A 22407-nucleotide genomic window follows, 5' to 3' on the forward strand; every position below is an offset into this window, starting at 1 on the left:
GGTAGCGGGATGGTGGAGGGCGGCGGGGATGCGAGGCGTCCGCACGGTGAACTCGTCGCGGATGTGCTGGCGGTCCTGTGGGCGGCAGAGCATCCGTTGACCCCGCAGCAGATCAACGCCGCGCTCGACCGGGACCTGGCCAGGACGACGGTGACGACGATCCTCACCCGCCTCTACGAGAACGGGACGGCCGTGCGCACCCGCGAGGGCAGGGGATTCGCCTACGCCGCGGCGGACGACGCCGCCGGGCTGGCGGCCGGGCGCATGCGCCGGGAATTGGAGCGGGAGCCGCAGCGCGACCTGGTACTGAAGCGGTTCGTTTCTTCGCTGTCCGGGGACGACGAGGAAGCGCTGAGGCGTTTGCTCAAGGAGTCCGGGGAAGGCGCATGACCCTGGTCTTGGCCGTGTGCTGACCATGGTGCTTCCCTGGGTTGCAGTGCCGGCCACCCGTCGGCTGGCTGCGCTCCTGCCGCCGAGTTTCTGGCGTACGGACTCCACGAGTACGTGGAGTTCGCCGCCCGGGACCTCCTGGGTGACCGGGCCGCCGAGTGACGACGTTGATGTAGACCAACCAGCCGGGTGTAAGTAGGCTGAGCCTGGGTTTATTTCACCTGTCCCCTCCAGGTCCGGCGCGCCGGGCGGCTCCGGAGCCGACGAGCTCCGTGCCCGGCGCTCGGCGCGCTGTGGGCGAGGTTGTCCGCGTGTCCTGGGTCGGAGGTGACATCCCCCTCCCCGGCGATTGGATGCGACGTGTACGACAGGGGGAGCGGGTCGGCGGGTCCCTCCGAGCAGACCGTGCATCTCCTGGCGGCGGCGGGCAGGGCCGTGGACGCGCTGATGACCGAGCGTTGGAGTGAGGGCGGGCTGAGCCCGCTGCACCGGTCGGTCCTCAGGACGCTGGCCGAATGGGGGCCGCACGCCCGGCGCGACCTCGCCGTGAAGATGGACGTGCCGCCGGCAGACGTCTCGCGGGTGATCCGTGATCTCCTGGCGCAGGGCCTGGTACACGACATGGTCGTCAACATCGGCGGACGCCACGAGGTGGTGACGCTCACCCCGTCCGGTACGGCGGCACTGACGACGATGCAGGACGACTTTCAGTCGGTGCAGGACGTTTTGCTGGCGTCCCTCACGAAGGGGGAGCGCACCCAGCTGCACTACCTGCTTCGCCGGGTGTGCGCTACGGCCGCCCGGGTCGGCGCGGTGCGCTCGGCTTCGTCCTAGGTCGCGGTTGCGTGGCTCTCGGTCGGCACGGCAGGCTCCTGCTCGCCGAGGGTGAGGACTTCGTCGGCGTGGCGCAGCACCAGGGGGAGGTCGTGGCTGACGAGGACGACGGCCAGGCCCCGGGTTGTGCGCAGGTCGCGTAGGAGCGCCATGACGTCGGATGCGGTATCCGCGTCGAGGGCGGACGTGACCTCGTCGCACAGCAGAATGTCGGGCTCGGCGGCCAGGGCGCGTGCGATGGACACCCGTTGGCGCTGCCCGCCGGACAGTTCGTGGGGGTACCGGGAGGCGAAGTCTCCCGGCAGACCGACGGCCGTCAGGAGTTCCGAGACCCGGGCCGCGCACTGGTCGGCGGACAGCGCGAGATGGAGCTTGAGGGGCCGGACGAGGGTGGCGCCGACCGTACGGGCGGGGTTGAGGGCGCCGAGCGGGTTCTGCGGGACGAGCTGGATGCGGCGCAGCTGGTCACGGCTGCGCCGGCGGTGGGTGCCGGCGAGCGGGCTGCCGTGGAGGGTGAGGGTGCCGCCTCCTACCGGGTGGAGCCCCGCGAGGGTGCGTACCAGGGTGGTCTTGCCGCAGCCGGACGGGCCGACGACCGCGGTCAGGGCACCGGGGCGTACGTCGAGGTCGAGACCGGCGAGCGCCTGGCGGCGGGTGGACCCGGTTCCGACGTGGGCATCGAGAGAGCGCACGGTCAGAACAGCGTCACCCTTGCGGGCGCGGGGCAGTTCCGCTGCCGGCGTGCCGGGTGCGAGGGCTGCCTGGCCGGGGGCGCGTGTGGTGGCCGGGCCGAGGGTGACGGTGTCGTCGGCGCAGCGGGCGACGAACTCGGGATCGTGGCTGGAGAGGACGATCGCGAGTCCGTGATGGTGCGCGAGGTCGCGCAGGAGGTCGGCGATCTCGTCGCGCAGGGCGGCGTCGAGTCCGGCGGTGGGCTCGTCGAGGAGCAGGATCTCGGGGTGCCGTGCGAGGGCACGGGCCAGGGCGACACGGCGCTGCTGGCCGCCGGACAGGGCCGCGGGGCGGCGGCGCTCCAGGTGCTGGTCGGTGGGGAGTCGGACCTTCGCGAGGAGGTCGAGCACAGCGGCGCCGGATTTGTCCGTGGCGGTCTCGCTGATGAGACGGCCGACCTTCATGCGCGGATTGAGGCCGGACGCGGGATCTTGGCCCAGATAGGCCAGGTGCTTGCGGCGCAGGCGGCGCAGCTTCTCGGGCGCCAGGGCGAGCACGTCGTGCCCGAGGACGGTGACCGTTCCGGTGGTGACGGCAGCGCCCGGCGGTACGGCTCCGACCAGCGCACGCAGCAGGGTGGTCTTTCCCGCACCGGAGGGGCCGGTGACGGCGTGGATGCGGCCGCTTCGCAGGGTGAGGGACGCGTTGTCGAGCAGAGGAGTGCCGTCGGCGGTGAGGGCGATGGACAGTCCGGTGGCCCGGGCGGCCGGGGCGGTGTTGCTCACAGGGGGGTCTCCGGGGTGGGCCGGGCGGGCGCGATGGCTTCGGCGGCGAGGTTGACGCTGATGGCGAGCAGGCCGATGGCCAGGCACGGTGCGGCCACGGCCCAGGGGTTGAGCAGGATGCCCGGAGCGTTCTCACGGATCATCAGGGCCCAGTCCGCTTCGGGGGGTTGAGGCCCAAGCTGGAGGAATGCGGCGATGGAGACGACGTACACGCCCTCGACGAAGCGCAGGCCGAACAGCGCGAGCAGCGTGGAGCGGAGGTTGGGCAGCACTTCGCGGGTCATCAGGCACCACAGGCGTTCACCGCCGGCGGAGGCCGCTTCCACGTACCCGGTGGCGGCGATCGGCGCGGCGGCGGCCGCGACGACCCGCACGGCGTAGGGGACGCCGAGGACGCAGGCGGCTACGCCGACGGCCAGGCGGCCGCCGGTGGGCCACGCCAGGGCGATGAGCATGATGCCCAGGACGGCCGGCAGGAGGATGGCGAGGTCCGCGGTGCGTTCGACCCAGCGGCCCAGCCGCGGGCGCAGGGCGGCGAGGATGCCGAGTGCGGTGGCGGCGCCGGTGACGACCAGGGCGATGGCCAGGGCCGTGGCGATGAGCGGGGCGCCGCCGGAGAGCAGCCGGCTGAGGACATCGCGGCCGAGCAGGTCGCCACCGAGGGTGGCGGCGTCGTCGGCCGGTCCGTAGGGGGCGGTGACGGGCCGGTCGATGGCGTCGGGTGCCAGCAGGGGGCCGATCAGCGCGAGGAGCAGGAGCAGCAGCGCGGGGAGCGCCCGGGCCAGGACCCGGGCGCGGGAGGGTCGTTGGCGCGCGGTACGGGTGGTGGTGGTCATCGGTGCGTTCCCAGGATGCGGTCGCGTATGAGGTCGGCCAGGAGCAGGAGCGTGCTGATGGCCGTGCCGGTGGCGACGATGACTCCGGCGACCAGCGGGGTGTCCCGGTCGGTGAGGGCGCCGGCGAGGACCGCTCCGATGCCGGGGTAGTTGAACAGGGTCTCCACGACGACCGCGCCGCCCACCAGCATGCCGGCGGAGGTGGCGATGGACACCGCGATGGCGGGCAGGGCGCCGGGCAGCATGTGATGGGTGAGGATGCGGTGGCGGGGCAGACCGTCGAGGATCGCGGCCTGTACGTGCGGGAGTTCGGCCTGGTCGGCGAGAGCACCCCGGACGATGCGGGTGTTCCAGCCGATCTGGGGGATCGCGAGCGCCAGCAGCGGCAGCACCAGCATGTTCCAGGAGGCGGGCGCGCCGTCGGGGCCGGTGAGCGTCACGGCCGGGAGCCAGCCCGTCCACTGGGAGAGCACCAGCAACAGGGCCACCGAGACGACGAACTCCGGCAGGGCGAAGGCCGAAGTCGAGCCGACAGCGACGGCCCGGTCGACGCGCCCGCCGGGGCGCAGAGTGGCCCAACTGCCGAGGGCGAGCGCGCCGACGATGCTCAGCGCGAGGGCGAGCGAGCCCAGCAACAGCGTGTTCGGGAACGGCCCGGACAGCACCGAGCTGACGGGCTGCCCGTGAGCGGTGGTCCCGAGATCGCCGGTGGGCAGGCCGCTCATCCAGTCCCAGAACCGTTCGGTCACCGGCCGGTCGAGGCCGAGCGCCGTCCGGCGGGCCGCCACGTCGGCCGCGCTCTCGCCCCGCTCGGACGTCGCGTTGGCCGCGTCGCCGGGCAGGAGCTCGATCGCGGCGAAGACCGCGGCCAGCAGGAGTGCGAGCATGCCCGCACGACGGGCGGCAAGCCAGGCGGCCCGGCCCGCACCGGGGAGGATGCGGGCCGGGCCGGACAGGGCCTTCGGTGTGGCGGCGCCGTCGGCGGGGGACGCCGGGATCAACGGGCCAGCCAGGTCTTCTCGAGCTGGACGCGGCCGTAGCCGGGGAGCTTGGGCAGGTCGCGTACGGCCTTCCCGGCAAGGTCGATGCCGTCGGCCATGCCCCACAGGAGGTAGCCGGACTTGGCGAACTCGATCTCCTGCAGCTGGTGCAGCGCCTTGGTGCGCTCGGCCGCGTCGGCGGCCCCGATCGCCTTGCGGTAGGCCTCGTCGAAGGTGGGTTCCTGCCAGCCGGCCTCGTTCTGTCCGGCCTCGGAGGCCATGGTCTTGGAGGCGAAGAAGATCACGGAGTCGTTGGTGCCCCAGTACGTGGTGTACAGCGGTGCCTTGAGCCACGTGGCGTCCCAGAAGATCTTCGGGTCCTGCTTCACCACGTTGATCTTCACCCCCGCTTCACCGGCCTGAGTGGCGAACAGCGTCGCGGACTCCGCGAGTCCGGCGATGTCCTCGGTGGTGATCAGGTCGTAGGTCTTCGAGGTGTCGAAGCCGGCTTCGGCGAGCAGCTGCTTGGCCTTGGCGAGGTCGCGCCCCCGCTGCGGGATGTCCTTGGCGAACGCCGGGTCGCCGGTGCCCAGGATGTCGTTCCCGACGGTGCCGTAGCCGGACAGGACCTGCTTGACCATGGCGTCGCGGTCGACCGTGAGGCGCAGGGCCTCACGCACCCGCGGATCCGCGAACGGGCCGTCGGCGGTGCGCATGACGATGGGCATGGCCATGTCGTTGGTCCGGCGCAGGATCTGGAGGTCCTTGCGGGTCTCGGCGGTACGTGCGGCGACGGCGCCGACGTTGGAGGCGACGTCGATCTGCCCGGCGAGCAGGGCGTTGGCCATCGCCTGCGGGCTCTCGAAGATGCGCACCTCGATGGCGTCCAGGAGCGCCTTGCCGCCGTACCAGTCGTCGTTGCGCACCAGGCGGGCGTTGCCGTCGCGGAACCAGTCGAGCTTGAACGGGCCGGTGCCCGGAGCGCCGGCGATCTGGTCGTCCTTGGTGTCCTTCTTCAGGACGAAGGTGGTCAGGCGGGTGAGGAGCGGCAGATCGGCGTTGGCGTAGTCGGACACGAGCACGACGGTCCTGGCGTCCTCGGCCGTGATGCCCTCGGGCTTGATGCCCGGCAGGCGGGAGGCGCCGGCGGGGGTGGCCCGCAGTCGCTTCAGCGACCAGACGACGTCGTCGGCGGTGACGGGGGTGCCGTCGTGGAACTTGGCGCCTTCGGCGATGGTGAAGCGCCAGGTCTTGAGGTCTTCGGAGGGCTTCCAGCTCGAGGCGAGCCTCGGCGCGGTGTTGGTCTTGTCGCCGGGCACCGCCAGCGTGTCGTAGACGAGGCTGAGGATCAGGTAGTCGCTCTCGTTGGCCTGGCTGCCGTGCGGGTCGCGCGTGACCGAGGACGCCTTGCCGAGCGCGCCGACGGTCAACGTGCCACCGCTGCGGGGCTGCTGGGAATCGGATGCCGAATCCTTGGCGTCCTTCGATCCGCCCGACCCGCTGCTGCAGGCCGCGAGCGCACCGGCCGCCCCGATTCCGGCACCGGCCCACAACAGCTGTCGTCTGGTGACGCTCACGTCGTTCCTCGTTTCCGTCGAGCAGAAATACTTAGGTATACCTAGCCTAAATTGCGATGTGTCCGCAAGCCGCCTGGCGGAGCTTGCGGAGGGGAGTGCCCTGGCCAACGCATCGTCAATCACCGCACTGATCTGCGAAGTTGAAGTCTCGCCTCCTCGCTGCGCATCGACTGAGTGACCGGCGACACGCTTGTAGACGGACTCTTTGGTAAGGGTTGCCTTACTCGCGCGGCGTTGTTAGCTTCCTGGATGTCCGGCTGCCCGAGCCGCGCCGGCCCCCACGCCATTTCCGGGGTTCACCACCCCACCCATGCCTTCGCCGGGCCGCGCCATGCCGTGCGCCCGCACTCCCAGATGCCCACGAAACGGAAGGTGCCTCCGTGCCCACCGCCGCAGTTTCCGCCCCCGTACGCCAACTCGACGCCGACCAGGTCACCGAGCTCACCACCATGGCGGCCGAACTGCTGGACATCCACCGCTCGGCCACCAACCCCGCCCTGCTCGCCGGCCTCAACCACGCCTGCCGACGCCTGAGTCAGGGCCTGCATCACACGCTTCGCCCCGTCGAAACCGCCGACGGCCTGTTCGTGGTGCGCGGACTGCACATCGACGACACCGAACTCGGCCCCACCCCGGGCCACTGGTCCACCGTCGGCCAGGCCGGAGCCCTGTGGGACGTCGTCCTGCTGCTGGTCTCCACCCTCATGGGCACGCCCATCGCCTGGGACGGACAGCAGGACGGCCGTTTCGTCCACAACATCGTCCCCTCCCCGGGACACGAGACGGTGCAGACCGGTGCGTCCAGCAGTGTGCTGCTCACCCCGCACACCGAGGACGCGTTCCACCCCGGCCGCGCCCACCTGCTGCTGCTGTGCTGCATGCGCAACCACGACAGCATCGCCACCACCGCGGCCAGCATCCGCCTCACGAAGCTCTCGGAGGCCGATCTCACCGAACTGACCCGGGCGGTCGCCCCGATCCTCCCCGACGACGCCTACGAGGACGCCCAGCAGTTCGGCGGCAAGCCCGCGCCGGTGCCGACCCTCTTCGCCGGCGAGGACGGCCTGACCCTGCGCTTCGACCCCGCCTACACCCCGTTGGACGAGGCCGACGAGTCCTGGCGCGCCGCCTACGGGCGCCTGGAGGGCGAACTCGCCCGCGTGTCCGTCGCGGTGAGCCTGGCGCCCGGCGACGTGCTGGTGGTCGACAACGACATCGTCGTGCACGGCCGTGTTCCCTTCGCCGCCCGCTACGACGGCACCGACCGCTGGCTCAAGCGCGCCTCCGTCAGGGTGCCCGGCCGCCGCACCCGCCCCGAGAGCGAGGCCGCCGAACACGGCTACGGCCAGGCCGCCCTCGAAGCCTGGACCGCCTGAACCAGCCCGGCACCACCCCCGCCGAACCAGCCGAACCCGCTTTCCGAAGGGACACCACCATGACCTCCCAGGACACCACGACGCCGCACGACGGCACTCTGCGGATCCTGTCCATGACCGACCTCGCCGACATCGAGATCAGCCTGGAAGACGTGGTCGCCACGGTGGAAGGCGCCTATCGCACCCTGCACGCCGGCGAGTCGGACAACCCCCGCAAGCTGACCGTCAAGCCCAAGGACGGACACTCCGTCTCCTACGCCATGCTGGGCCGCGACGGCTCCCGCGAGGTCGTCGCCATCAAGACCTCGTACAAGCACGGCCTCGACAAGGGCCGCGAGGAGCAGCACTACTACACCTCCCTGACCATCTACGACGACGTCACCGGCCTGCCCGTCGCGATGATGGACTGCTCCCGCATCGGATCGCTGCGCACCCCGGCCGTCTCGGCCCTGCTGGCCCGGGAGCTGGCCGCCCCCGGGACCCGCAGCGCGCTGGTCATCGGCACGGGAACGCAGGGCCGGCTCGCGCTGCCGTTCCTGCTCACCACCCTCCCCGACCTGGACCGCCTGATGTTGTCCGGCACCCACCCCGAGGGGATCGCCGCCGTACGCGAGCACCTGCGTACGCACTTCCCCGACCGGGACGTGGAGCTCGTCACCGACCTGCGCGCAGCCGCCGCGGATGCCGACGTCATCGTCGCCACCGCCGGCGGACACACCCCGGCCGCCGTGGAGGACTCCTGGCTCAAGCCCGGGACACTGTCGATCCTCGTCGGCCACGGCCTCGCCCCGTCCACCCTGCACCGGGCCGACCGTGTGATCGCCACCAGCGAGGCGCAGATGAACGTCACCGGCACGGACATGGCCGACGCGGAGGGCAAGCTCCCGGCCGTCGATTCCGAGTTCCCGCCCGTCCTCGCCGGCCTCACCGCCGGCCGGCACAGCGCGAAGGAACGAATCTTCGCCTACAACAGCGGCCTCGTCGTCACCGACATCGCCCTCGGCCACCGCTTCGCCCAGCTCGCCCTCGCGCAGGGCCTGGGCACCGAGGTCGCGCTGTGGAAGTGAACAGCCGCCCCGTGCCCACCCTGCCCACCCTGCCGGTCCTCCCGGACGCCGCCTGCGAGCAGGTACTGGCCTCCGGGCTGCTGCCCGAGCTGGCCTACGCGTTCGGCGGCCCGTTCCACTTCCTGCTGCCCGATGCCTTCGACACCAACCTGCGGGCCATGCAGGACACACTCGCCTCAGCCGGTGTCGACGGCTTCGTGTACTTCGCGAAGAAGGCCAACAAGGCCGCCGTCTTCGTCGAACGCGCCGCCGCCGGGGGCGCGGGAGTGGACGTCGCGTCCGTCGCCGAACTGCGCGAGGCCCTCGGCCATGGCGTACGGGGCGAGCACCTCGTCGTCACCGGCCCCGCCAAGGACCCGGCCCTGCTGCACCTGGCCGTCCAGCACGGCGCACTGGTCGCGGTCGACGCACTCGACGAACTCGACGCGCTCGTCACCACCGCCCTGACCGGACGAGTCCGGCCGGCCCGCATCCTGCTGCGGGTCCTGCCGGCCGCCCAGCCCCACAGCCGCTTCGGCCTTTCCGACACGGAGCTGGCCACAGCCCTGGACCGCTGTGTCCAGGCCGGGGACGCCGTACGCATGGAAGGGTTCTCCTTCCACCTCTCCGGCTACGCCCTCCAGCCCCGCGCCGACCTCGCGGCCCGCCTCGTGGACCTCTGCCTCAAGGCCCGCGTCCAGGGCCTGGAGGCGAGCCGCATCAGCATCGGGGGCGGCCTGCCCATCAGCTACAGCGACGCCGACAGCTGGCACGGCTTCCTCGCCGAACAGAACAGCGGCCACTACCACGCCGGCAAGACCTTCCACACCGGCGACTTCTACCCGTACCACTCCCCGGTGGCAGGCGCCGAGGCCCTCGCCGCCCTCCTCGCCACCCGGCCCGAGAGCTGTGAGCAGCCCCTCGCGGCCCTGCTCAGGGATGCAGGCGTCCAACTCCTCCTGGAGCCCGGCCGGGCCCTGCTCCACCAGGCCGGCGCCACGGTGTTCCGCATCCAGGGGGTCAAGGACCGCGACGGCTACCGGATCCTGACGGTGGACGGCACGAGCCTGAGCCTGTCCGAGCAGTGGTTCAACAGCGAGTACCTGCCCGACCCCTTCCTCCTCGCGCAGGACACGGCCGGCCCGGTCGGCACCTACCCGGCGAGCGTCGGGGCTGCCACCTGCCTGGAGTCGGACATGCTCACGTGGCGGAAGATCCCGTTCCGCACCGTGCCCCGAGTCGGCGACCTGCTGGTCTACCCGAACACGGCGGGCTATCAGATGGACTCCAACGAGTCCCCCTTCCACGACCTGGCCCTGCCGCCGAAGGTCGTCATCGACCACGCCGACCGGCCCCGCCCCCGCTGGCGCCTGGACCGGCACTTCACCTGACGCACAGCACAGCCAGCACAGCACAGCACAGCGCACCCGCCCCCAGCCTGCCCCCTCCCACACTCATCTGGAGCTACCGATGCCCGGAGCCCTTCAGCGTCCCGCCGTGGTCTCCCGCGTATCCGATCTCATCGGCTACACCCCCCTGCTCGAACTCGCCTCCACCGAGACCGGCAGCCGCCTGCTGCTGAAGTTGGAGGTGTTCAACCCCACCGGCACCGCGAAGATCCGTATGGCCCGGGCCATGATCGACGCCGCCGAGGAGGCGGGCGAGCTGCGACCCGGCGGCCGGATCATCGAGTCCACCTCGGGCAACACGGGCCTGGGCCTCGCCGTCATCGCCGCCGAACGCGGCTACACCTTCACCGCCGTCGTCGACCATCACGCCTGCGCCGACAAGCTCCGCGGCATGAAGGCCCTGGGCACCGAGCTGGTCTACGTCATCGACGACGGCACCGAAGAGCTCGCCACCGCCGCCCGCGAAGAACTCGCCGAGGACATGGCACGCGGCCAGGACAACACCATCTTCACCGAGCAGCACAACAACCCCGCCAACGGCGTCGGATACTTCCCCGTCGCGCACGAACTCCACGAAGCCCTCGACGGGAAGATCGACGTCCTCATCGGCGCCGTCGGCACCGGAGGAGCCCTCTGCGGCACCAGCCGGGAGCTGACCAAGCTCATGTCCGGCTTCACCGTCATAGGCGTCGAACCCAAGGGATCCATCGCCTTCGGCGGCCCCGCCCACGACTACTACCAGTCCGGCACCGGCACCCCCGAGGGCGCCGAGATCGGCGCCCTCGTCGACTTCGACCTCATCGACGAAGGCGTCAAAGTCGGCGACGTCGAAGCCTTCGCCACCTGCCGAGCGGTCGCCCGCACCGGCCTCCTCATCGGCGGCTCGGCCGGCGGAGTCGTCTACGAGGCCCTGACCCGGCTGCCCACCCTGCCCCCGGGCACCACTATGGTCGCCCTCGTCAACGACGGCGGCGAAAAGTACATGGACACCGTCTTCAACGACGAGTGGATGCAGGACCGCGATCTCCTCAATGCCGAGGCCGAGCGGGACATCGACGAGCTGCTCACCAAACTCCGCGGGAACCGGTAAACCCATGCTGAAGACGCTCCTCCGCGACAGCCGCGCCCTCGGCGTCCTGGCCGTACCCCTGATCCTCACCCAGCTCGCGCAGGTGGCACTCACCACCACCGACACGGTGATGATGGGTCTCCTCGGCACCACCGAACTCGCCGCCGGCGGTCTGGCCATCGTCATCTTCAACCAGATCCGCACCATGGGCGTCGGCCTGCTCACCTCCGTCGGCAACCAGATAGCCGCCGCGGCCGCCCGCGCCGAGCGGTCGGCCGACGGGAGCGACGGCAGCTCCACAGGAGAGCACGCACACCACGAGGTCCGCTCCATAATCCGGGCGAGCATGACGGTCGCCACGCTCGCCGGACTCGCCGGCGCCGTCCTGATGATCCTCATCGGCCAGGCCCTGACCTGGCTCGGCCAGGACGCGGCCGTCGTCGATCTCACCCAGACCATGCTCTTCGCGCTCGCCCCCGGCCTCCTGCCGTGCCTGTGGTTCCAGGCGGTACGCCAGTTCACCGTCGGCATGCGCCGCCCCCAGGCCCTCCTGCAGATCACCATCGCCTCGATCGCGGTCAACGCCGGCCTGAACTGGATCCTCATCCACGGCACCTTCGGCCTGCCCCGCCTCGGCCTCACCGGCGTCGGCATCGCCACCTCGACCGTCTACCTGCTGTCCTTCCTCGCCCTCTACCTCTCCGCGAAGAAGGACAAGGAGCTCGCACCGCTCCTCAGCCTGGACATCACCAAGGCCGACGCGGCCACCGTCAAGCGCCTGGTCGGACTCGGCATCCCGATCGCCGCGACCTACGGCTCCGAAGCCGGCTTCTTCTCCATCACCGCCCTGATGGCGGGCTCCTTCGGCCCCGACGCGCTCGCCGCACACACAGCCGTCAACCAACTGGTCTACATCGTCTTCCAGGTCGCCGTCGGCCTCTCCCACGCCGCGTCCATCAACGTCAGCCGCGAACTCGCCCTCGGCAACCACGACGACGCCCGCCGCCTCAAGAACACCGCCCTCGCCTGCGCCGCCGCCGTCATGACCGTCGTCGGACTGCTCTACCTCACGATCCCCAAGCTGATCCTCGCGCCCTTCCTGGACTCCGGCTCCGACCAGGCACTCACCATCGCCACCCACCTCCTGATCGTGACCGCCTTCCTCCAGTTCTTCGACTGCGCCCAGAACATCGGCGTCGGACTCCTGCGCGGCCTCGACGACACCAAGAGCGGCTTCCGCATCACCCTCATCGGCTACTGGGCCGTCGGCCTCCCCGCCTCCTGGCTCCTCGCCTACGCCCTGAACCTCGACACCCTCGGCATCTGGCTCGGCCTCCTCACCGGCCTCGCCACCACCGCCGTCCTCCTCCTGCGCCGCTACTCCCACTCCCTCACCCGCCACGAGCAGGCTCACGCCGCCCCGGCCGTCGCGTAGCCGGGCGGCATCCGGATGACCCCGGGCTGGACGCTGCAGATGCAGCGCTCCGCGCTCGACCGGTACCTGATCGAATTGCTTACTCCGGCTCGTGGGTCGCAGGCGTCCCTCCGGACATAGACGGGGAGGGATGGGCGGCATCGATGCAGGTCAGGGCGAATCCCTGTGCCAGCCGGCGACCTTGGTCCCACGCGTGGTGCCTACAGGTGGGCTCCACCCGGCGCGTACCGACGGGTGGAGCCCTTCACTGTGAGACGTGACTGCCTGGTCAGGCTAGTCCTGCGCGGTGCGGCGGCGCCGCATCCACCACGTCAGGGTGACGCCGGCCGCTGCGAGGGCGGCGGCGACACCGGCGATCAGGCCCACCGGTGTGTGGGAGCCGGTGTCGGCGAGGTCGCCGTCGGGGTCCACCGGTGTGGGCGGCGTGTTGTCACCGCCGCCGGGGTCCGTGGGGTCCGGAGCCGGCGTCGTCGGGGGGTTGGTCGGCTTGCCGGTGCCCGACGGGGTCGGTGTCGGGGTGGGGTCGTCGCCGGGATCTTCGCCGCCCGGGTCCTCGCCGCTGCCGTCTGTGGCCGGGCCTGCGCCGAGGTACAAGGTGTCGAGGTCCCGGTAGGAGGCGTCATCGGACTTGCCGGAGTTGACGGTGGTGTTGTCCAGGTCCGGGTTCTGGGCGTCGAACTGCGCCTTGGGGATGTTCTGCTTGGGCTGCTTGGAGAAGTCGACGCCGCCGACGCCCTGCTTGTACAGCTTGCCGCCGTACTCCAGCTCGAACCACTCAATGCCCTCCTTGATGGACTGCATGTACGCGTCCCAGACCTTTTCGCGGGTCCAGTCCTCATGCGGAGCGCGGATCGGCCAGGACGAGACGTCGTTGGAGTTGATGATGTCGTGGAAGTCCGTCGGGGACTTGGCGTCCTGCTGACGGATGTACTCGGCGGCGACGCGGGCGTTGTAGACGGCGCGCAGCTCCGCGTACTTGGGGTCCTTGTTCACCCGTTCCTGGATGACCGGGACGATGTTGGCGTTGACCGAGCGTTCGATGGCCTTCTTCTCGGCGTCCGAGAGGTCGGTGCACTCGGTGGATCCGGGGACGGTGTAGTCGACGTCCAGCCACTCGGCGGAGACGTCCATCGGCGATTCGAGGATGTAGATCCCGCCGTCCTGCTCGCGGACCTTGGCCTCGTCGGGCTCGATCCAGAAGCGGGTGCCGGGGAAGCAGGGGATCCCGTTGCGGCGCGGCGCGGTGTCCCAGTACAGCTTGCCCCCGGGATGCTTGTCGGGGTTCAGGGCCTCGGAGAAGTCGTGCTTCATGACCAGGTCGGCGTCGAGGAGGACGCGGCCGGCGTCGGTCTTGCCGAACTTGGCGTCCATGACCTTGTCCGGCTGGTCCGGGTTCAGGTTGACCCAGAACTTTTCGGGGGTCAGGGCGAGCCAGGTGAACAGGGCGTCGGAGGAGAGCTGCATCCGGACCTCGCCGCCGAAGCCGGGGTTGTTGTCCGGGTCGGGCATCTGGTCGGCGCGCATGGAGTAGCTCATGCCCTTGCCCTTTTCGAGGCCGCCGACGTACCGGAGTTCCATGGTGGTGAAGTCGACGCCGCCCGGGCCGCCCCTGGGGAGGGTGCCCCTCGGGTCGAGGCGGTTGGCGTCCCGCTGGTAGCGCTTCGCCTCTTCCAGGGTCTTCCCGGAGGACAGGGCCCGGTCGTTGGCGGGGCCGCGGGTACCGCACGTGTTGGCGCCGGCCGCCGAGAGCTGCGTCGTGCCGGTCTGGCAGGCGGGCGCGAACCACCGCTGATGGTCCGAGTACCCCTTGATCGGGGTGGTCTTGGGCACCGGGTTGTATATGCGCTGGTTTCCGCGCACCTGCCCGGTCTGCCCGTTCCGCATGTTGCGGACGTCGCGCTCCAGGTCGTCGATGAGCTTGACCTGGCCCTTGGTGAAGGGCTTCGCGCCGGTGAAGCGGAACTTGTGGTCGGGCATCGACTTGGCGACGACCCGGTCATTCGCAAGCTGCTTCGCCGTCAGCTTCGAGTTCGACTTGAACTCGTTGAACTCTTTGCTCTTCTGGTTGTAGGCGTCGTACCGGCGCTCGCCGACCTTGTCGCCGTTCTTGTCGAACAGCTCGACGGTGACCTCACACAGCCAGTCCGGGCCGACCAGCTTGTAGTCCTTGACGAGCTGCCGTTCGAAGCCCGAGCCCTTGTGGTTGTTGATCTGGTTGCGGATGTACCGCTTGTCGAACCAGTGCTTGAACCCCAGGTTCTCCTTGTTCGCGAAGTACCGGGCGTAGATCTCCATCGCCCGGTCCGCAGGCTTCCCCGACGCGTTGGCGATCTTCTTCCATGCCTCGACGTTCTTGTCCAGGTCCCCGGGGACCTTCGACAGGGCCTCGGTCTTCTGGGCGGCTGTCGGTGTCTGAAGGCCGTCGTACGCCTGTCCCGGAAGGTCGAATTCGAAGTTCTTGGGGAGGGCGGTGTCCTTGTACAGGTTCCCGGTCGGGTTGTCGGGGAACCCGGAGTCCGGCGGTGTCGTCGGGGCGGTCGGGAGGCCGTTGCGGGTGTCGCAGCGCTTTCCGGATCCCGCCTTCAACTTCGCCGAGACCGGCGGCAGCTTCGGTGGTGCGGCCTCGACGGCCTGGAGTCCGGTGGTGACGATCGCGGCCGTCAGGCCGACAGCCGCCGCGAACCTGGCTGCTAACCGCCACTTGGACGGTATGCGAATGTGTTTGTTCAAGAGCTCGTCTTTCCCTCTCCGGTGGGGCCTTGAGGGGGGTGTGGGCGGCGCGCGGGGCCCCCGTGACATGTACGCGCCACCCGACCACCATAACCTCCACCCGCCACAGGCAAAGACGAGTTAAAGCGTGTCGGCGAATCATCAAGTCCGCTGGGCGGGCGGCCAGTTCACGCGTCGCGGTCCTCGGCCCCACGCGCACCCGGCGACCTGCGCCTAGACGAAGTACAAGCTCTCCATGTCCCTGACCGCGTCCTCGGAGTGCCGCACACGGAAGGCCGTCGTCTCCATCTCCTCCCACCCCCACGGATCCGAATGCCCGAGCGCCAAGCCCCCCAGGCCGGCCCAGTGGACCTCGTTCGCGGGCGCGTTCAGGTCGACGCCGGCGTTGTCCACCATCCACCCTCTGAGATCCAGGGACGCGATCACCGCACCCGGATCGCCCGAGATGACGAACGGCTCGTCGTCCGGCCATCCCGATGCGTGGAACATCGCTCCGTCCGGCAACCACACGAGGTTCTCGGTGTGCTCCATCCCGCCGTGGTAGGAGACCCGTCCCACGATCCGCGCATCCGGGAACCGCTCCCGCAACTCCTTCGCGGCCGACCGGAGCGGCTCGTCGTTGCCGTCGGTCGCGAATGCGGGAGTCGCGATGCTCAACATGCCGCCCCACGCGGCAGCGTGGACGATGTCCAGATCGGACCGTGCTGCCGATGGGAGCGGGGTCTGCGCGGAGCGCGGCCCGAGGTCCTCCAGGACGGCCTCGATGCCCTCGAACGACTCGACGAACGCGCGTGCGCGCCCAGGGTCGTTGGGTGGAAGGTTACGGGCGTCGACGTTGAACGGCGCCTCGAACACCGTCAGATGGCACAGACTCATCGAGCCGCGCACGATCCGGTCCGGTGCAGAGGTCCAGTAGGTGTTCTCGTTCATGCGGGCCACCGTAACGGCCGGCGATGACAGAAGCGCCGTTACTGCCCGCGGGCGGGATCCTCGGCGCTGGTTCAGGTGCCGGTCGCTCGGGCCGAGCGGGACTGGGCGCGTAGCGCAGGCAGTCGGGCGCGCTCGTCCGCTCCGGCGAGGCTCTCGCCCAAGGTCAGGAGGGAGAGGAGCCGCACCGGCCGGCCGGCCGCGGCAGCAGCCTCCACTTTGCGGTGGCCGTCGAGGAGGAAGTGGGTCAGGCCCCCGTGCACGGACGGGTCATCTGCCAGGCCGAGGAAGGACTGGCACACGTCCAGCGTGGAGGCCGCCACCGCCGTGGGGACCGTTCCCTCCCCCATGCGCGCGACGTACTCCTCGACACGCTCCCGTTCGTTCCACGTCGGGGGAACCATGGGCCCGACGAATTCGTAGAGGTGGGCGTCCGCGTCCACCACCAGGGACAACTCGAGTAGTGAGCGCACATCTGGCCGGACGGGCCGGCCAGAGCGCCACGTCACGGCCCGCCGACGGCGCGGAGCGCCCCGCGGCGGGTGGCTGCGGGGCGCCTTGTGGGAGTTAGTCGACCTGCTCCCCGTTGTACGTACCGCCCTTGCAGTAGTTGCCATCCTCATTGACCGCCGGCGTTCCGCCGCCCTGCTTGCACTCAGAAGGGGTGACGACGGTGGGGGCACCCTGTGGAGTGGCGGCGCCGGCGGTGGCGGCACCTGTGAGGCCGAGTCCGGCGAGGGCTGCCGCGGCGATGACGGCGGCGAAGGTTCGTCGAATGCGCATTCGGTTCCCCTTTCAGCAATTGCCTCTGTTGGGGCACTCTTCAGCTTCTCACCCCTGGGGGCGGCACGTCCTGTTGGGCCGTGCGGGTTGTTCCGGAGGGATCCTAAGATTCGTGTTGACCTGCGGAAACACGTCCATGTGAGCTGTCTCGACCGGCTGGTCCACGAGGAGTCCGAAGCCGCGCGATCGCAGTTGCTCAGCGCGGCCGCCCCCGGTGCACAGGACGGGCGGGGGAGAGGATGCGACGCTGAAGTGAGGGCCTGCACATGGATGCGACGCGGAATCGGGCGGTCAGTCTGTGCGCCCGCCGGCCGGGGGCACCACGCACCGAGCGTCGCCAGGCGGCCTACCGCGTGGATCCGGCCCGCCGGGACCGGGACCGCGCGACCAACCCGGAAGGCAGGTGCGTCCCATGCGCACGTCGACCCGTATCGCCGGTGCCCTCACCGGCCTGACCCTCGCCCTCGGCGGTGCGGTCCTCGCCGCTCCCGCGGCCCGGGCGGACATCCCCGCCTGTACGCAGATGGCCGAACAGGCCGGTGCCACCGCTTCCGACTCCGTCACAGCGGCCTGCAGCCGTGGCGTGGTCGGAGACCTGCAGAGTTGTGTGACCGGGCTGACCGAGGCCGGAGTGGCGGGCGGCGCCGCGACCGGTGCCTGCCGGGCGGCGGCCCACGAACCGCGTTAGAGGATCACGCGCGGCACCCAGCGCACCCAGCGCGGCACCCAGCGCGGCGCCCAGCACGGCGCCCAGCCTCGCCTCGCGGGCCTCATGCGGAGCGCCCATGCTGAGTGCGAGGGCGCCGTCGTCTTGAGACTTGTCCTTCCCGAAGGCCGAACGAAGGCGCCTGAGAGGAGGAGGAAGTCATGTGCCTGCGAAGAATCCTGGGCCTCGCCCTGGCCGCGGCAACCCTTGTCGGCATGAGCGCCGTCGGCGCTGTCAGCGCCGGGGCCGCCTCGTCTCCGAACATCTCCAGAGACGAGTGCACGGCCGCCGGCGGACAGATCGTTTCGAACCCCTACGCCGGCGACGCCTGCGCGCTGCCCGACGGGACCAAGCCGAGAATCACTTGATTTCCCAGCTGAATTGATCAACGAGCGGTGTTGACGCTCGGCAGGTCTTGAACACGCGCAAAGAACGAGCACGACCCCGCAGGAGAATGACCAAGGAGCCGACCGGCTCGGTGCACCCGCCGGTCGGCTCCGCCATGCTCCTCGGCGACCCCTGGGACGACTCCGTCGTTCGGCCCATCAAGGGCACCGGCTGCAACGCCGAAGAGAACCAAGCGGAGTCGCCCCCCTCGCGTTCCGGTACGCCTCCGTGCCCCAGGCCGCCCCGATGACGGCGGTCCCGTACCCCGGCCGACAGGCCCGGAGGAGATCCCCGCATGCGCGTTGTCCTGCCCCTGACCGCCGTCACCAGCGCCGCGCTCCTGCTCGTCACGGTCACCGGCGCGACTCCCGCCGCGGCAGACCGGAACCCCGACGGCACACCACTGGTCAAGGTGTCCCAAGGCGACCCGTACGCGGACTGCACCATCGGCGCGATCTCTCCCGACAGCGTCGTCTATCCGGGCACCGAGGTCGAGCCGTACCTGTCCGTCGATCCGCGCGACTCGAAGCGCGTGGTCACCGTGTTCCAGCAGGACCGCTGGAACGACGGCGGCGCCCGTGGCCTGGCGGCCGGCTGGACGACGGACGGCCGCACCTTCCACCTGAGCACGCTGCCGTTCAGCCTCTGCGCCCCGGGCGGCGCGGACTTCGAGCGGGCCACCGACCCCTGGGTGAGCACCGGACCGGACGGCACCGTCTACGCGAGCGGCGAGGGCGTCGACTTCGTCAAGAGCACGCGCACCGGCCTCCTGGCCGCCACGTCCCGCGACGGCGGCCGCACCTGGCGCAACGTGACCATCACGCACGCCGACGAGCAGCCGTTCTTCAACGACAAGCCCTCGCTCACCGCCGACCCGATCCGCGAGGGCACCGCCTACCAGGTGTGGAACCGCCTCGACAACGACCCGCCCGGCCCCAGCTCCCTCGACGGTCCCGGCTACATCTCCGTCACCCGCGACGGCGGCCGCACCTGGAGCGAGGCCCGGCCGTTCGTCGACACCAGTACCGTGCCCAACACCCAGACCATCGGGCATCTGATCGTCGTCGACAGGCGCACCGGCACCCTGTATGACTTCTTCGACAGGATCACCCACTCCGGGGACCTGAGCACCGTCGTCGAAGCCCGCTACGAGGTGGTCACCTCGACCGACGCCGGAGAGACCTGGAGCGCCCCGGTCACCGTGGCCCGGGACACCTCCGTACCGGAGGTCGACCCGAACGACCCCGCCAAACTGCTGCGCGCCGCGTCCACCCTGCCCAGCCCGGCCATCGACCCCAAGACAGGCACGCTGTACATGGCGTACGAGGGCTCGGACTTCTCCGGCGGCAGGTTCGACTCCGTCCAGCTGGTGCGCTCCACCGACGGCGGACGCACCTGGGGAGCCCCGGAGCTGATCAGCCCGGAGGACGTGCCGGCCTTCTCACCGTCGATCGCGGTCGACGAGCGGGGCACGGTCGCACTCACCTACTACGACCTGCGCTTCCTCAAGCCGGGCGACACCACCACCCTGCCCACCGCCTACCAATTGGCCACCCTGCCGCACGGGGACCCGAAGCAGCGGAGCGAGCGACGCATCTCGCGGATCTTCGACTGGCTGCAGGCACCGTTCGCCGGGGGCTACTTCCTCGGCGACTACCAAGGTCTGGTGGCGGACGGCGAGGGAGTACGGGCGGTGCTCACCGAGACCAACTCCGGAGCACCACAGAACCGTACGGACGTGTACAGCGGCAGCTTCCGCACCCACTGACCGACGCGGACGCGTGCAGGTCGTTCCCCGTGCCGGCCTCGGCTCGCGGTCCGGGTCCTTGAGTGCCCTACTCCGGCCCGAGCGGGGGCAGCGGTTCACGGGCCGCGTGCCAGGTGGGCGGGAGGGCGGTGACGCCCGTGCGGGCGGCGATCACCCCGCCCGCGATGGCGCAGGTCGTATCGATGTCGCCGCGCCCGGCGACGGTGAACCAGAGGCCCTCGTGCAGGTCGTCGAGGTGTCCCGCCGCGCACCAGAGGGCGAAGGGGACGGTGTCGGGACCGGACATCCGGTAGCCGGAGCCCAGCACCTCCGCGGAGTGCCGGAGCGAGGTGCGTGCCGGCATGCGGGCCGCGACCCGTACCCCCGACCGGACGTCGCTGTCGGGGAGTCGTACGGCGACCGCTCGGAGGAAGTCCGGGCGTGCCGGGGCGGGCCCGCCCCGGCTGCGCGTGGCCAGCGCCGCGGCCACGGCCACCGCCACCGCCCCGGCGACCGCCTCCGGGTGGTGGTGCGGGACCGTGCTCTGGCGGGCGGCCTGCTCGACGACGGCGTCGAGGTCGTCGGCGTGCCAGGCGCCGAGCGGGGCGACGCGCATGGCCGCGCCGTTGCCCCACGAGCCCTGGCCGTCGAACTGCCCGGCGACCACCTCCCGCCAGGGCTCGCCCGCGCCGATGCGGCGGAGCACGTCGTGCATCGAGGCACCGTAGCCGCGGTGCGTGTCGTCGGCGTAGGCCTCGGCGAGGCGCAGGGCGAGGCGGTCCTGGTCGACGGTGCCGCCGCCCTCGGCGAGTTCCCGGACGAGAACGAGCGCCTGGGCGGTGTCGTCGCTCCATTGCCACAGCGGCTCCGGGGGCAGGACGCGTGCCTCCAGGGCTGCGGGCCCTTCGCGGCGCAGGATGCCGAACCAGCGGTCACCGAAGGCGAGCCCGGACAGCGAATCCAGCGCGGCGGCAGGCAGATTGATCACCGGAGCAGTATCACAAGGCGACGGCACTCCCGGCACCTGTGTTGGGGGTGCGTGCTCGGCTACGGGGTCTGCGCCGGGGCGAACTGAGTGAGGACCAGCAGGGTGTCGACGAGGTCCTCGGCGGGGGCGCCGGTGGCCAGGCGGCGCAGCTGCTGGCCGAAGACCAGGGCGACGGCCACGCCCGCCAGGCGTTCGGGGTCCGGTACGCCGAGTTGGGTCAGGACCCGGGTGGCCAGCAGGTCGTAGGCGGCGAAGCACTCGGCCGCGGCGACGCGCAGCCGTTCGTCGCGGCCGGCCTGGACGTACAGCTCGAACGGCGCGATGTGCCGGCTGTCGAAGGCGTTGCCGCCCGCGACCTGTGCCACCACCTCGGCCGCCTGTCCGATGTCGAAGCGGTCGTCGGAGCACGCGTCGGCGAGCGCAGTGAAGTGGCGGGTCTCCTCGGCCACGAAGTGAAGCAGGCTCTCGCGCAACAGCTCGTGCTGGGTGGCGAAGTGGTAGGTGACGGACCCGAGGGAAACGGCCGCCTCCTTGGCGATCCTCCGATTGGTGACGGCGGCGATGCCGTCCTGCCCGATGATCCGCAGCACGGCGTCGATGATGCTCTGGCGGGTGTCGGAGGCATGGGGCATGTCCGCATTCTGCCCCATCGGACGCCGTGCCCGCCGCGGCAGGGAAGGGGAGTTGGGGCGCCCGCGGTGTGGACAGGGGGCAGCGCGATCCCTACTGTTCGTTCGAACGAACAGAAGAGTGCCGTCGCGCGGGAGTCACGGGAGTCGTCGTGGACATATCCGGATCGAACGTTCTGCTCACCGGGGCCACCGGAGGCATCGGCGCCGCCCTGGCCTCACGCCTGACCGCGCAGGGGGCCCGTCTCACGGTCACCGGGCGGCGGGAGGAGGCCCTCAAGGCCACCGCGGAGGCCTGCGGCGCCCGCACCGTGGTCGCCGACCTGGCCGTCCGGTCCGACGTCGTCGGCCTCGCCGAGAGCTGCGCCGAGACGGACATCCTCGTCGCGAACGCGGCCCTGCCCGCCAGCGGCAACCTGCTGGACTACACGGAGGAGCAGCTCGACCGCGCCCTCGACGTCAACCTGCGCGCACCCGTGCTGCTGTCACAGCTGCTCGCGGCGCGCATGGTGGCCCGCGGCCGCGGCCACATCGTGCTGGTCGGTTCCATCTCCGGCAAGGCGGCGACCAAGTCGACCTCCCTGTACAACGCGACGAAGTTCGGGCTGCGCGGATTCGCCCTCGCCCTGCGCCAGGAACTCCGGGGCACGGGCGTGGGAGTGTCCCTGGTGCAGCCCGGATTCGTCCGCGACGCCGGGATGTTCGCGGTCACCGGCGCCGCCACGCCGAACGGCATCAGGACCGTCACGCCCGGCCAGGTCGCCGACGGCGTCGTACGAGCCGTCCGGCGCGACCGGTGCGAGGTCAACGTGGCGCCGCTGGAGCTGCGGCTGCTGAGCGCCATCGCCGGGCAGTTCCCCGGGTTCGCCGAGCGGGTCCAGGCCCGGGCGGACGTCGACGGCTCCGTGCGACAGATCGTCGAGGCCCAGCGCTCACGCCGCTAGGACGTCACCGCACCCGCACGTCGTCCCCCCATCCGCACCTCATCGCACCCGCACGTCTTCCCTGTCACTTCACGTGAAGGAGAGCACGGCTGTGTCGAGTGAACACCTCCCGAACGCGGCGCCCGGCCCCGACCCGGACCGCGGTCCGGGTGTCGAG

At 70.8% G+C, this 22407-nt stretch carries 21 protein-coding genes; 11 read left to right on the forward strand and 10 right to left on the reverse strand.

Annotated features, from left to right (window positions below):
* Positions 1-9: 9 nt before the first annotated feature.
* Together ACZ4VT_RS01885 and ACZ4VT_RS01890 are read left to right on the forward strand one after the other, a co-directional pair.
* Complete coding sequence (locus ACZ4VT_RS01885; RefSeq protein WP_467945703.1) at positions 10-390, forward strand: BlaI/MecI/CopY family transcriptional regulator; 381 nt, start codon at positions 10-12, stop codon at positions 388-390.
* 360 nt (positions 391-750) lie between these two features.
* Positions 751-1224: a MarR family winged helix-turn-helix transcriptional regulator gene (locus ACZ4VT_RS01890; RefSeq protein WP_467945705.1), complete on the forward strand. Its 474-nt coding sequence runs from the start codon at positions 751-753 to the stop codon at positions 1222-1224.
* Here the strand turns inward: ACZ4VT_RS01890 and ACZ4VT_RS01895 are convergent.
* The 4 genes from ACZ4VT_RS01895 to ACZ4VT_RS01910 are packed head-to-tail and all read right to left on the reverse strand — an operon-like array spanning position 1221 to position 6074.
* The gene (locus tag ACZ4VT_RS01895) at positions 1221-2681 is read right to left on the reverse strand and encodes an ABC transporter ATP-binding protein (protein WP_467945707.1); all 1461 of its coding nucleotides are present in this window, start codon (positions 2679-2681) and stop codon (positions 1221-1223) included. The genes ACZ4VT_RS01890 and ACZ4VT_RS01895 overlap by 4 nt on opposite strands.
* On the reverse strand, positions 2678-3517 hold the full coding sequence (locus tag ACZ4VT_RS01900) for an ABC transporter permease (RefSeq protein WP_467945709.1): 840 nt from the start codon (positions 3515-3517) through the stop codon (positions 2678-2680). The genes ACZ4VT_RS01895 and ACZ4VT_RS01900 overlap by 4 nt, the downstream gene beginning before the upstream one ends.
* The gene (locus ACZ4VT_RS01905) at positions 3514-4530 is read right to left on the reverse strand and encodes an ABC transporter permease (RefSeq protein WP_467945919.1); all 1017 of its coding nucleotides are present in this window, start codon (positions 4528-4530) and stop codon (positions 3514-3516) included. Before ACZ4VT_RS01905 ends, ACZ4VT_RS01900 begins: the two co-directional genes overlap by 4 nt.
* Positions 4515-6074 carry an ABC transporter substrate-binding protein gene (locus ACZ4VT_RS01910; RefSeq protein WP_467945710.1) on the reverse strand — a complete coding sequence of 520 codons (1560 nt, stop codon included), beginning with the start codon at positions 6072-6074 and terminating at the stop codon, positions 4515-4517. Before ACZ4VT_RS01910 ends, ACZ4VT_RS01905 begins: the two co-directional genes overlap by 16 nt.
* 380 nt (positions 6075-6454) lie before the next feature.
* Here ACZ4VT_RS01910 and ACZ4VT_RS01915 point away from each other — a divergent pair, with 380 nt between their 5' ends.
* The 5 genes from ACZ4VT_RS01915 (at position 6455) to ACZ4VT_RS01935 (ending at position 12409) form a co-directional block, all read left to right on the forward strand.
* Positions 6455-7450, forward strand: a complete 996-nt coding sequence (locus ACZ4VT_RS01915; protein WP_467945712.1) for a TauD/TfdA family dioxygenase — start codon at positions 6455-6457, stop codon at positions 7448-7450.
* Positions 7451-7509: 59 nt separating this feature from the next.
* Positions 7510-8517 (forward strand): ornithine cyclodeaminase family protein, encoded by a 1008-nt coding sequence (locus ACZ4VT_RS01920; RefSeq protein ID WP_467945714.1) that lies wholly within the window; start codon positions 7510-7512, stop codon positions 8515-8517.
* Positions 8508-9887, forward strand: a complete 1380-nt coding sequence (locus tag ACZ4VT_RS01925) for a type III PLP-dependent enzyme domain-containing protein (protein ID WP_467945716.1) — start codon at positions 8508-8510, stop codon at positions 9885-9887. Before ACZ4VT_RS01920 ends, ACZ4VT_RS01925 begins: the two co-directional genes overlap by 10 nt.
* Before the next feature lie 79 nt (positions 9888-9966).
* Positions 9967-10995, forward strand: coding sequence for a cysteine synthase family protein (locus tag ACZ4VT_RS01930; RefSeq protein ID WP_467945718.1), 1029 nt, complete (start codon positions 9967-9969; stop codon positions 10993-10995).
* 4 nt (positions 10996-10999) lie between these two features.
* Complete coding sequence (locus ACZ4VT_RS01935) at positions 11000-12409, forward strand: MATE family efflux transporter (protein WP_467945720.1); 1410 nt, start codon at positions 11000-11002, stop codon at positions 12407-12409.
* A 273-nt stretch (positions 12410-12682) separates the two neighbouring features.
* Here ACZ4VT_RS01935 and ACZ4VT_RS01940 read toward each other — a convergent pair whose 3' ends face one another.
* From ACZ4VT_RS01940 to ACZ4VT_RS01955, 4 genes are all read right to left on the reverse strand, one after another.
* Positions 12683-15139 carry a hypothetical protein gene (locus tag ACZ4VT_RS01940; protein WP_467945722.1) on the reverse strand — a complete coding sequence of 819 codons (2457 nt, stop codon included), beginning with the start codon at positions 15137-15139 and terminating at the stop codon, positions 12683-12685.
* A gap of 213 nt (positions 15140-15352) precedes the next feature.
* Complete coding sequence (locus ACZ4VT_RS01945) at positions 15353-16069, reverse strand: DUF6333 family protein (RefSeq protein WP_467945723.1); 717 nt, start codon at positions 16067-16069, stop codon at positions 15353-15355.
* 71 nt (positions 16070-16140) lie between these two features.
* On the reverse strand, positions 16141-16521 hold the full coding sequence (locus tag ACZ4VT_RS01950; RefSeq protein WP_467945725.1) for a hypothetical protein: 381 nt from the start codon (positions 16519-16521) through the stop codon (positions 16141-16143).
* Positions 16522-16633: 112 nt separating this feature from the next.
* Positions 16634-16849, reverse strand: a complete 216-nt coding sequence (locus ACZ4VT_RS01955) for a hypothetical protein (protein ID WP_467945727.1) — start codon at positions 16847-16849, stop codon at positions 16634-16636.
* 412 nt (positions 16850-17261) lie between these two features.
* Here ACZ4VT_RS01955 and ACZ4VT_RS01960 point away from each other — a divergent pair, with 412 nt between their 5' ends.
* The 3 genes from ACZ4VT_RS01960 to ACZ4VT_RS01970 all read left to right on the forward strand — a co-directional run bounded on the left by ACZ4VT_RS01960 (position 17262) and on the right by ACZ4VT_RS01970 (position 19710).
* On the forward strand, positions 17262-17537 hold the full coding sequence (locus tag ACZ4VT_RS01960) for a hypothetical protein (protein ID WP_467945729.1): 276 nt from the start codon (positions 17262-17264) through the stop codon (positions 17535-17537).
* A 179-nt stretch (positions 17538-17716) separates the two neighbouring features.
* Positions 17717-17923 (forward strand): hypothetical protein, encoded by a 207-nt coding sequence (locus ACZ4VT_RS01965; protein WP_467945730.1) that lies wholly within the window; start codon positions 17717-17719, stop codon positions 17921-17923.
* 314 nt (positions 17924-18237) lie between these two features.
* The gene (locus tag ACZ4VT_RS01970) at positions 18238-19710 is read left to right on the forward strand and encodes a sialidase family protein (protein ID WP_467945732.1); all 1473 of its coding nucleotides are present in this window, start codon (positions 18238-18240) and stop codon (positions 19708-19710) included.
* Between the two features lie 67 nt (positions 19711-19777).
* On the opposite strand, the gene ACZ4VT_RS01975 is transcribed toward ACZ4VT_RS01970, so the two are convergent.
* Positions 19778-20677: an ADP-ribosylglycohydrolase family protein gene (locus tag ACZ4VT_RS01975; RefSeq protein ID WP_467945734.1), complete on the reverse strand. Its 900-nt coding sequence runs from the start codon at positions 20675-20677 to the stop codon at positions 19778-19780.
* A gap of 59 nt (positions 20678-20736) precedes the next feature.
* The gene (locus ACZ4VT_RS01980) at positions 20737-21309 is read right to left on the reverse strand and encodes a TetR/AcrR family transcriptional regulator (RefSeq protein WP_351585654.1); all 573 of its coding nucleotides are present in this window, start codon (positions 21307-21309) and stop codon (positions 20737-20739) included.
* 149 nt (positions 21310-21458) lie between these two features.
* On the opposite strand from ACZ4VT_RS01980, the gene ACZ4VT_RS01985 reads away from it, so the two are divergent.
* Positions 21459-22250 carry an SDR family NAD(P)-dependent oxidoreductase gene (locus ACZ4VT_RS01985; RefSeq protein WP_467945735.1) on the forward strand — a complete coding sequence of 264 codons (792 nt, stop codon included), beginning with the start codon at positions 21459-21461 and terminating at the stop codon, positions 22248-22250.
* Positions 22251-22407: the final 157 nt, after the last annotated feature.

This window comes from Streptomyces sp. NPDC029164, assembly GCF_055563995.1.

What these genes read in the sequence shown, in the direction of transcription:
- ACZ4VT_RS01970 (WP_467945732.1), top strand. Translation starts at nt 18,238, where the DNA reads ATGCGCGTTGTCCTGCCCCTGACCGCCGTCACCAGCGCCGCGCTCCTG.
- ACZ4VT_RS01980 (WP_351585654.1), bottom strand. Translation starts at nt 21,309, where the DNA reads ATGCCCCATGCCTCCGACACCCGCCAGAGCATCATCGACGCCGTGCTG.
- ACZ4VT_RS01885 (WP_467945703.1), top strand. Translation starts at nt 10, where the DNA reads ATGGTGGAGGGCGGCGGGGATGCGAGGCGTCCGCACGGTGAACTCGTC.
- ACZ4VT_RS01935 (WP_467945720.1), top strand. Translation starts at nt 11,000, where the DNA reads ATGCTGAAGACGCTCCTCCGCGACAGCCGCGCCCTCGGCGTCCTGGCC.
- ACZ4VT_RS01965 (WP_467945730.1), top strand. Translation starts at nt 17,717, where the DNA reads ATGTGCCTGCGAAGAATCCTGGGCCTCGCCCTGGCCGCGGCAACCCTT.
- ACZ4VT_RS01920 (WP_467945714.1), top strand. Translation starts at nt 7,510, where the DNA reads ATGACCTCCCAGGACACCACGACGCCGCACGACGGCACTCTGCGGATC.
- ACZ4VT_RS01960 (WP_467945729.1), top strand. Translation starts at nt 17,262, where the DNA reads ATGCGCACGTCGACCCGTATCGCCGGTGCCCTCACCGGCCTGACCCTC.
- ACZ4VT_RS01900 (WP_467945709.1), bottom strand. Translation starts at nt 3,517, where the DNA reads ATGACCACCACCACCCGTACCGCGCGCCAACGACCCTCCCGCGCCCGG.
- ACZ4VT_RS01945 (WP_467945723.1), bottom strand. Translation starts at nt 16,069, where the DNA reads ATGAACGAGAACACCTACTGGACCTCTGCACCGGACCGGATCGTGCGC.
- ACZ4VT_RS01930 (WP_467945718.1), top strand. Translation starts at nt 9,967, where the DNA reads ATGCCCGGAGCCCTTCAGCGTCCCGCCGTGGTCTCCCGCGTATCCGAT.
- ACZ4VT_RS01955 (WP_467945727.1), bottom strand. Translation starts at nt 16,849, where the DNA reads ATGCGCATTCGACGAACCTTCGCCGCCGTCATCGCCGCGGCAGCCCTC.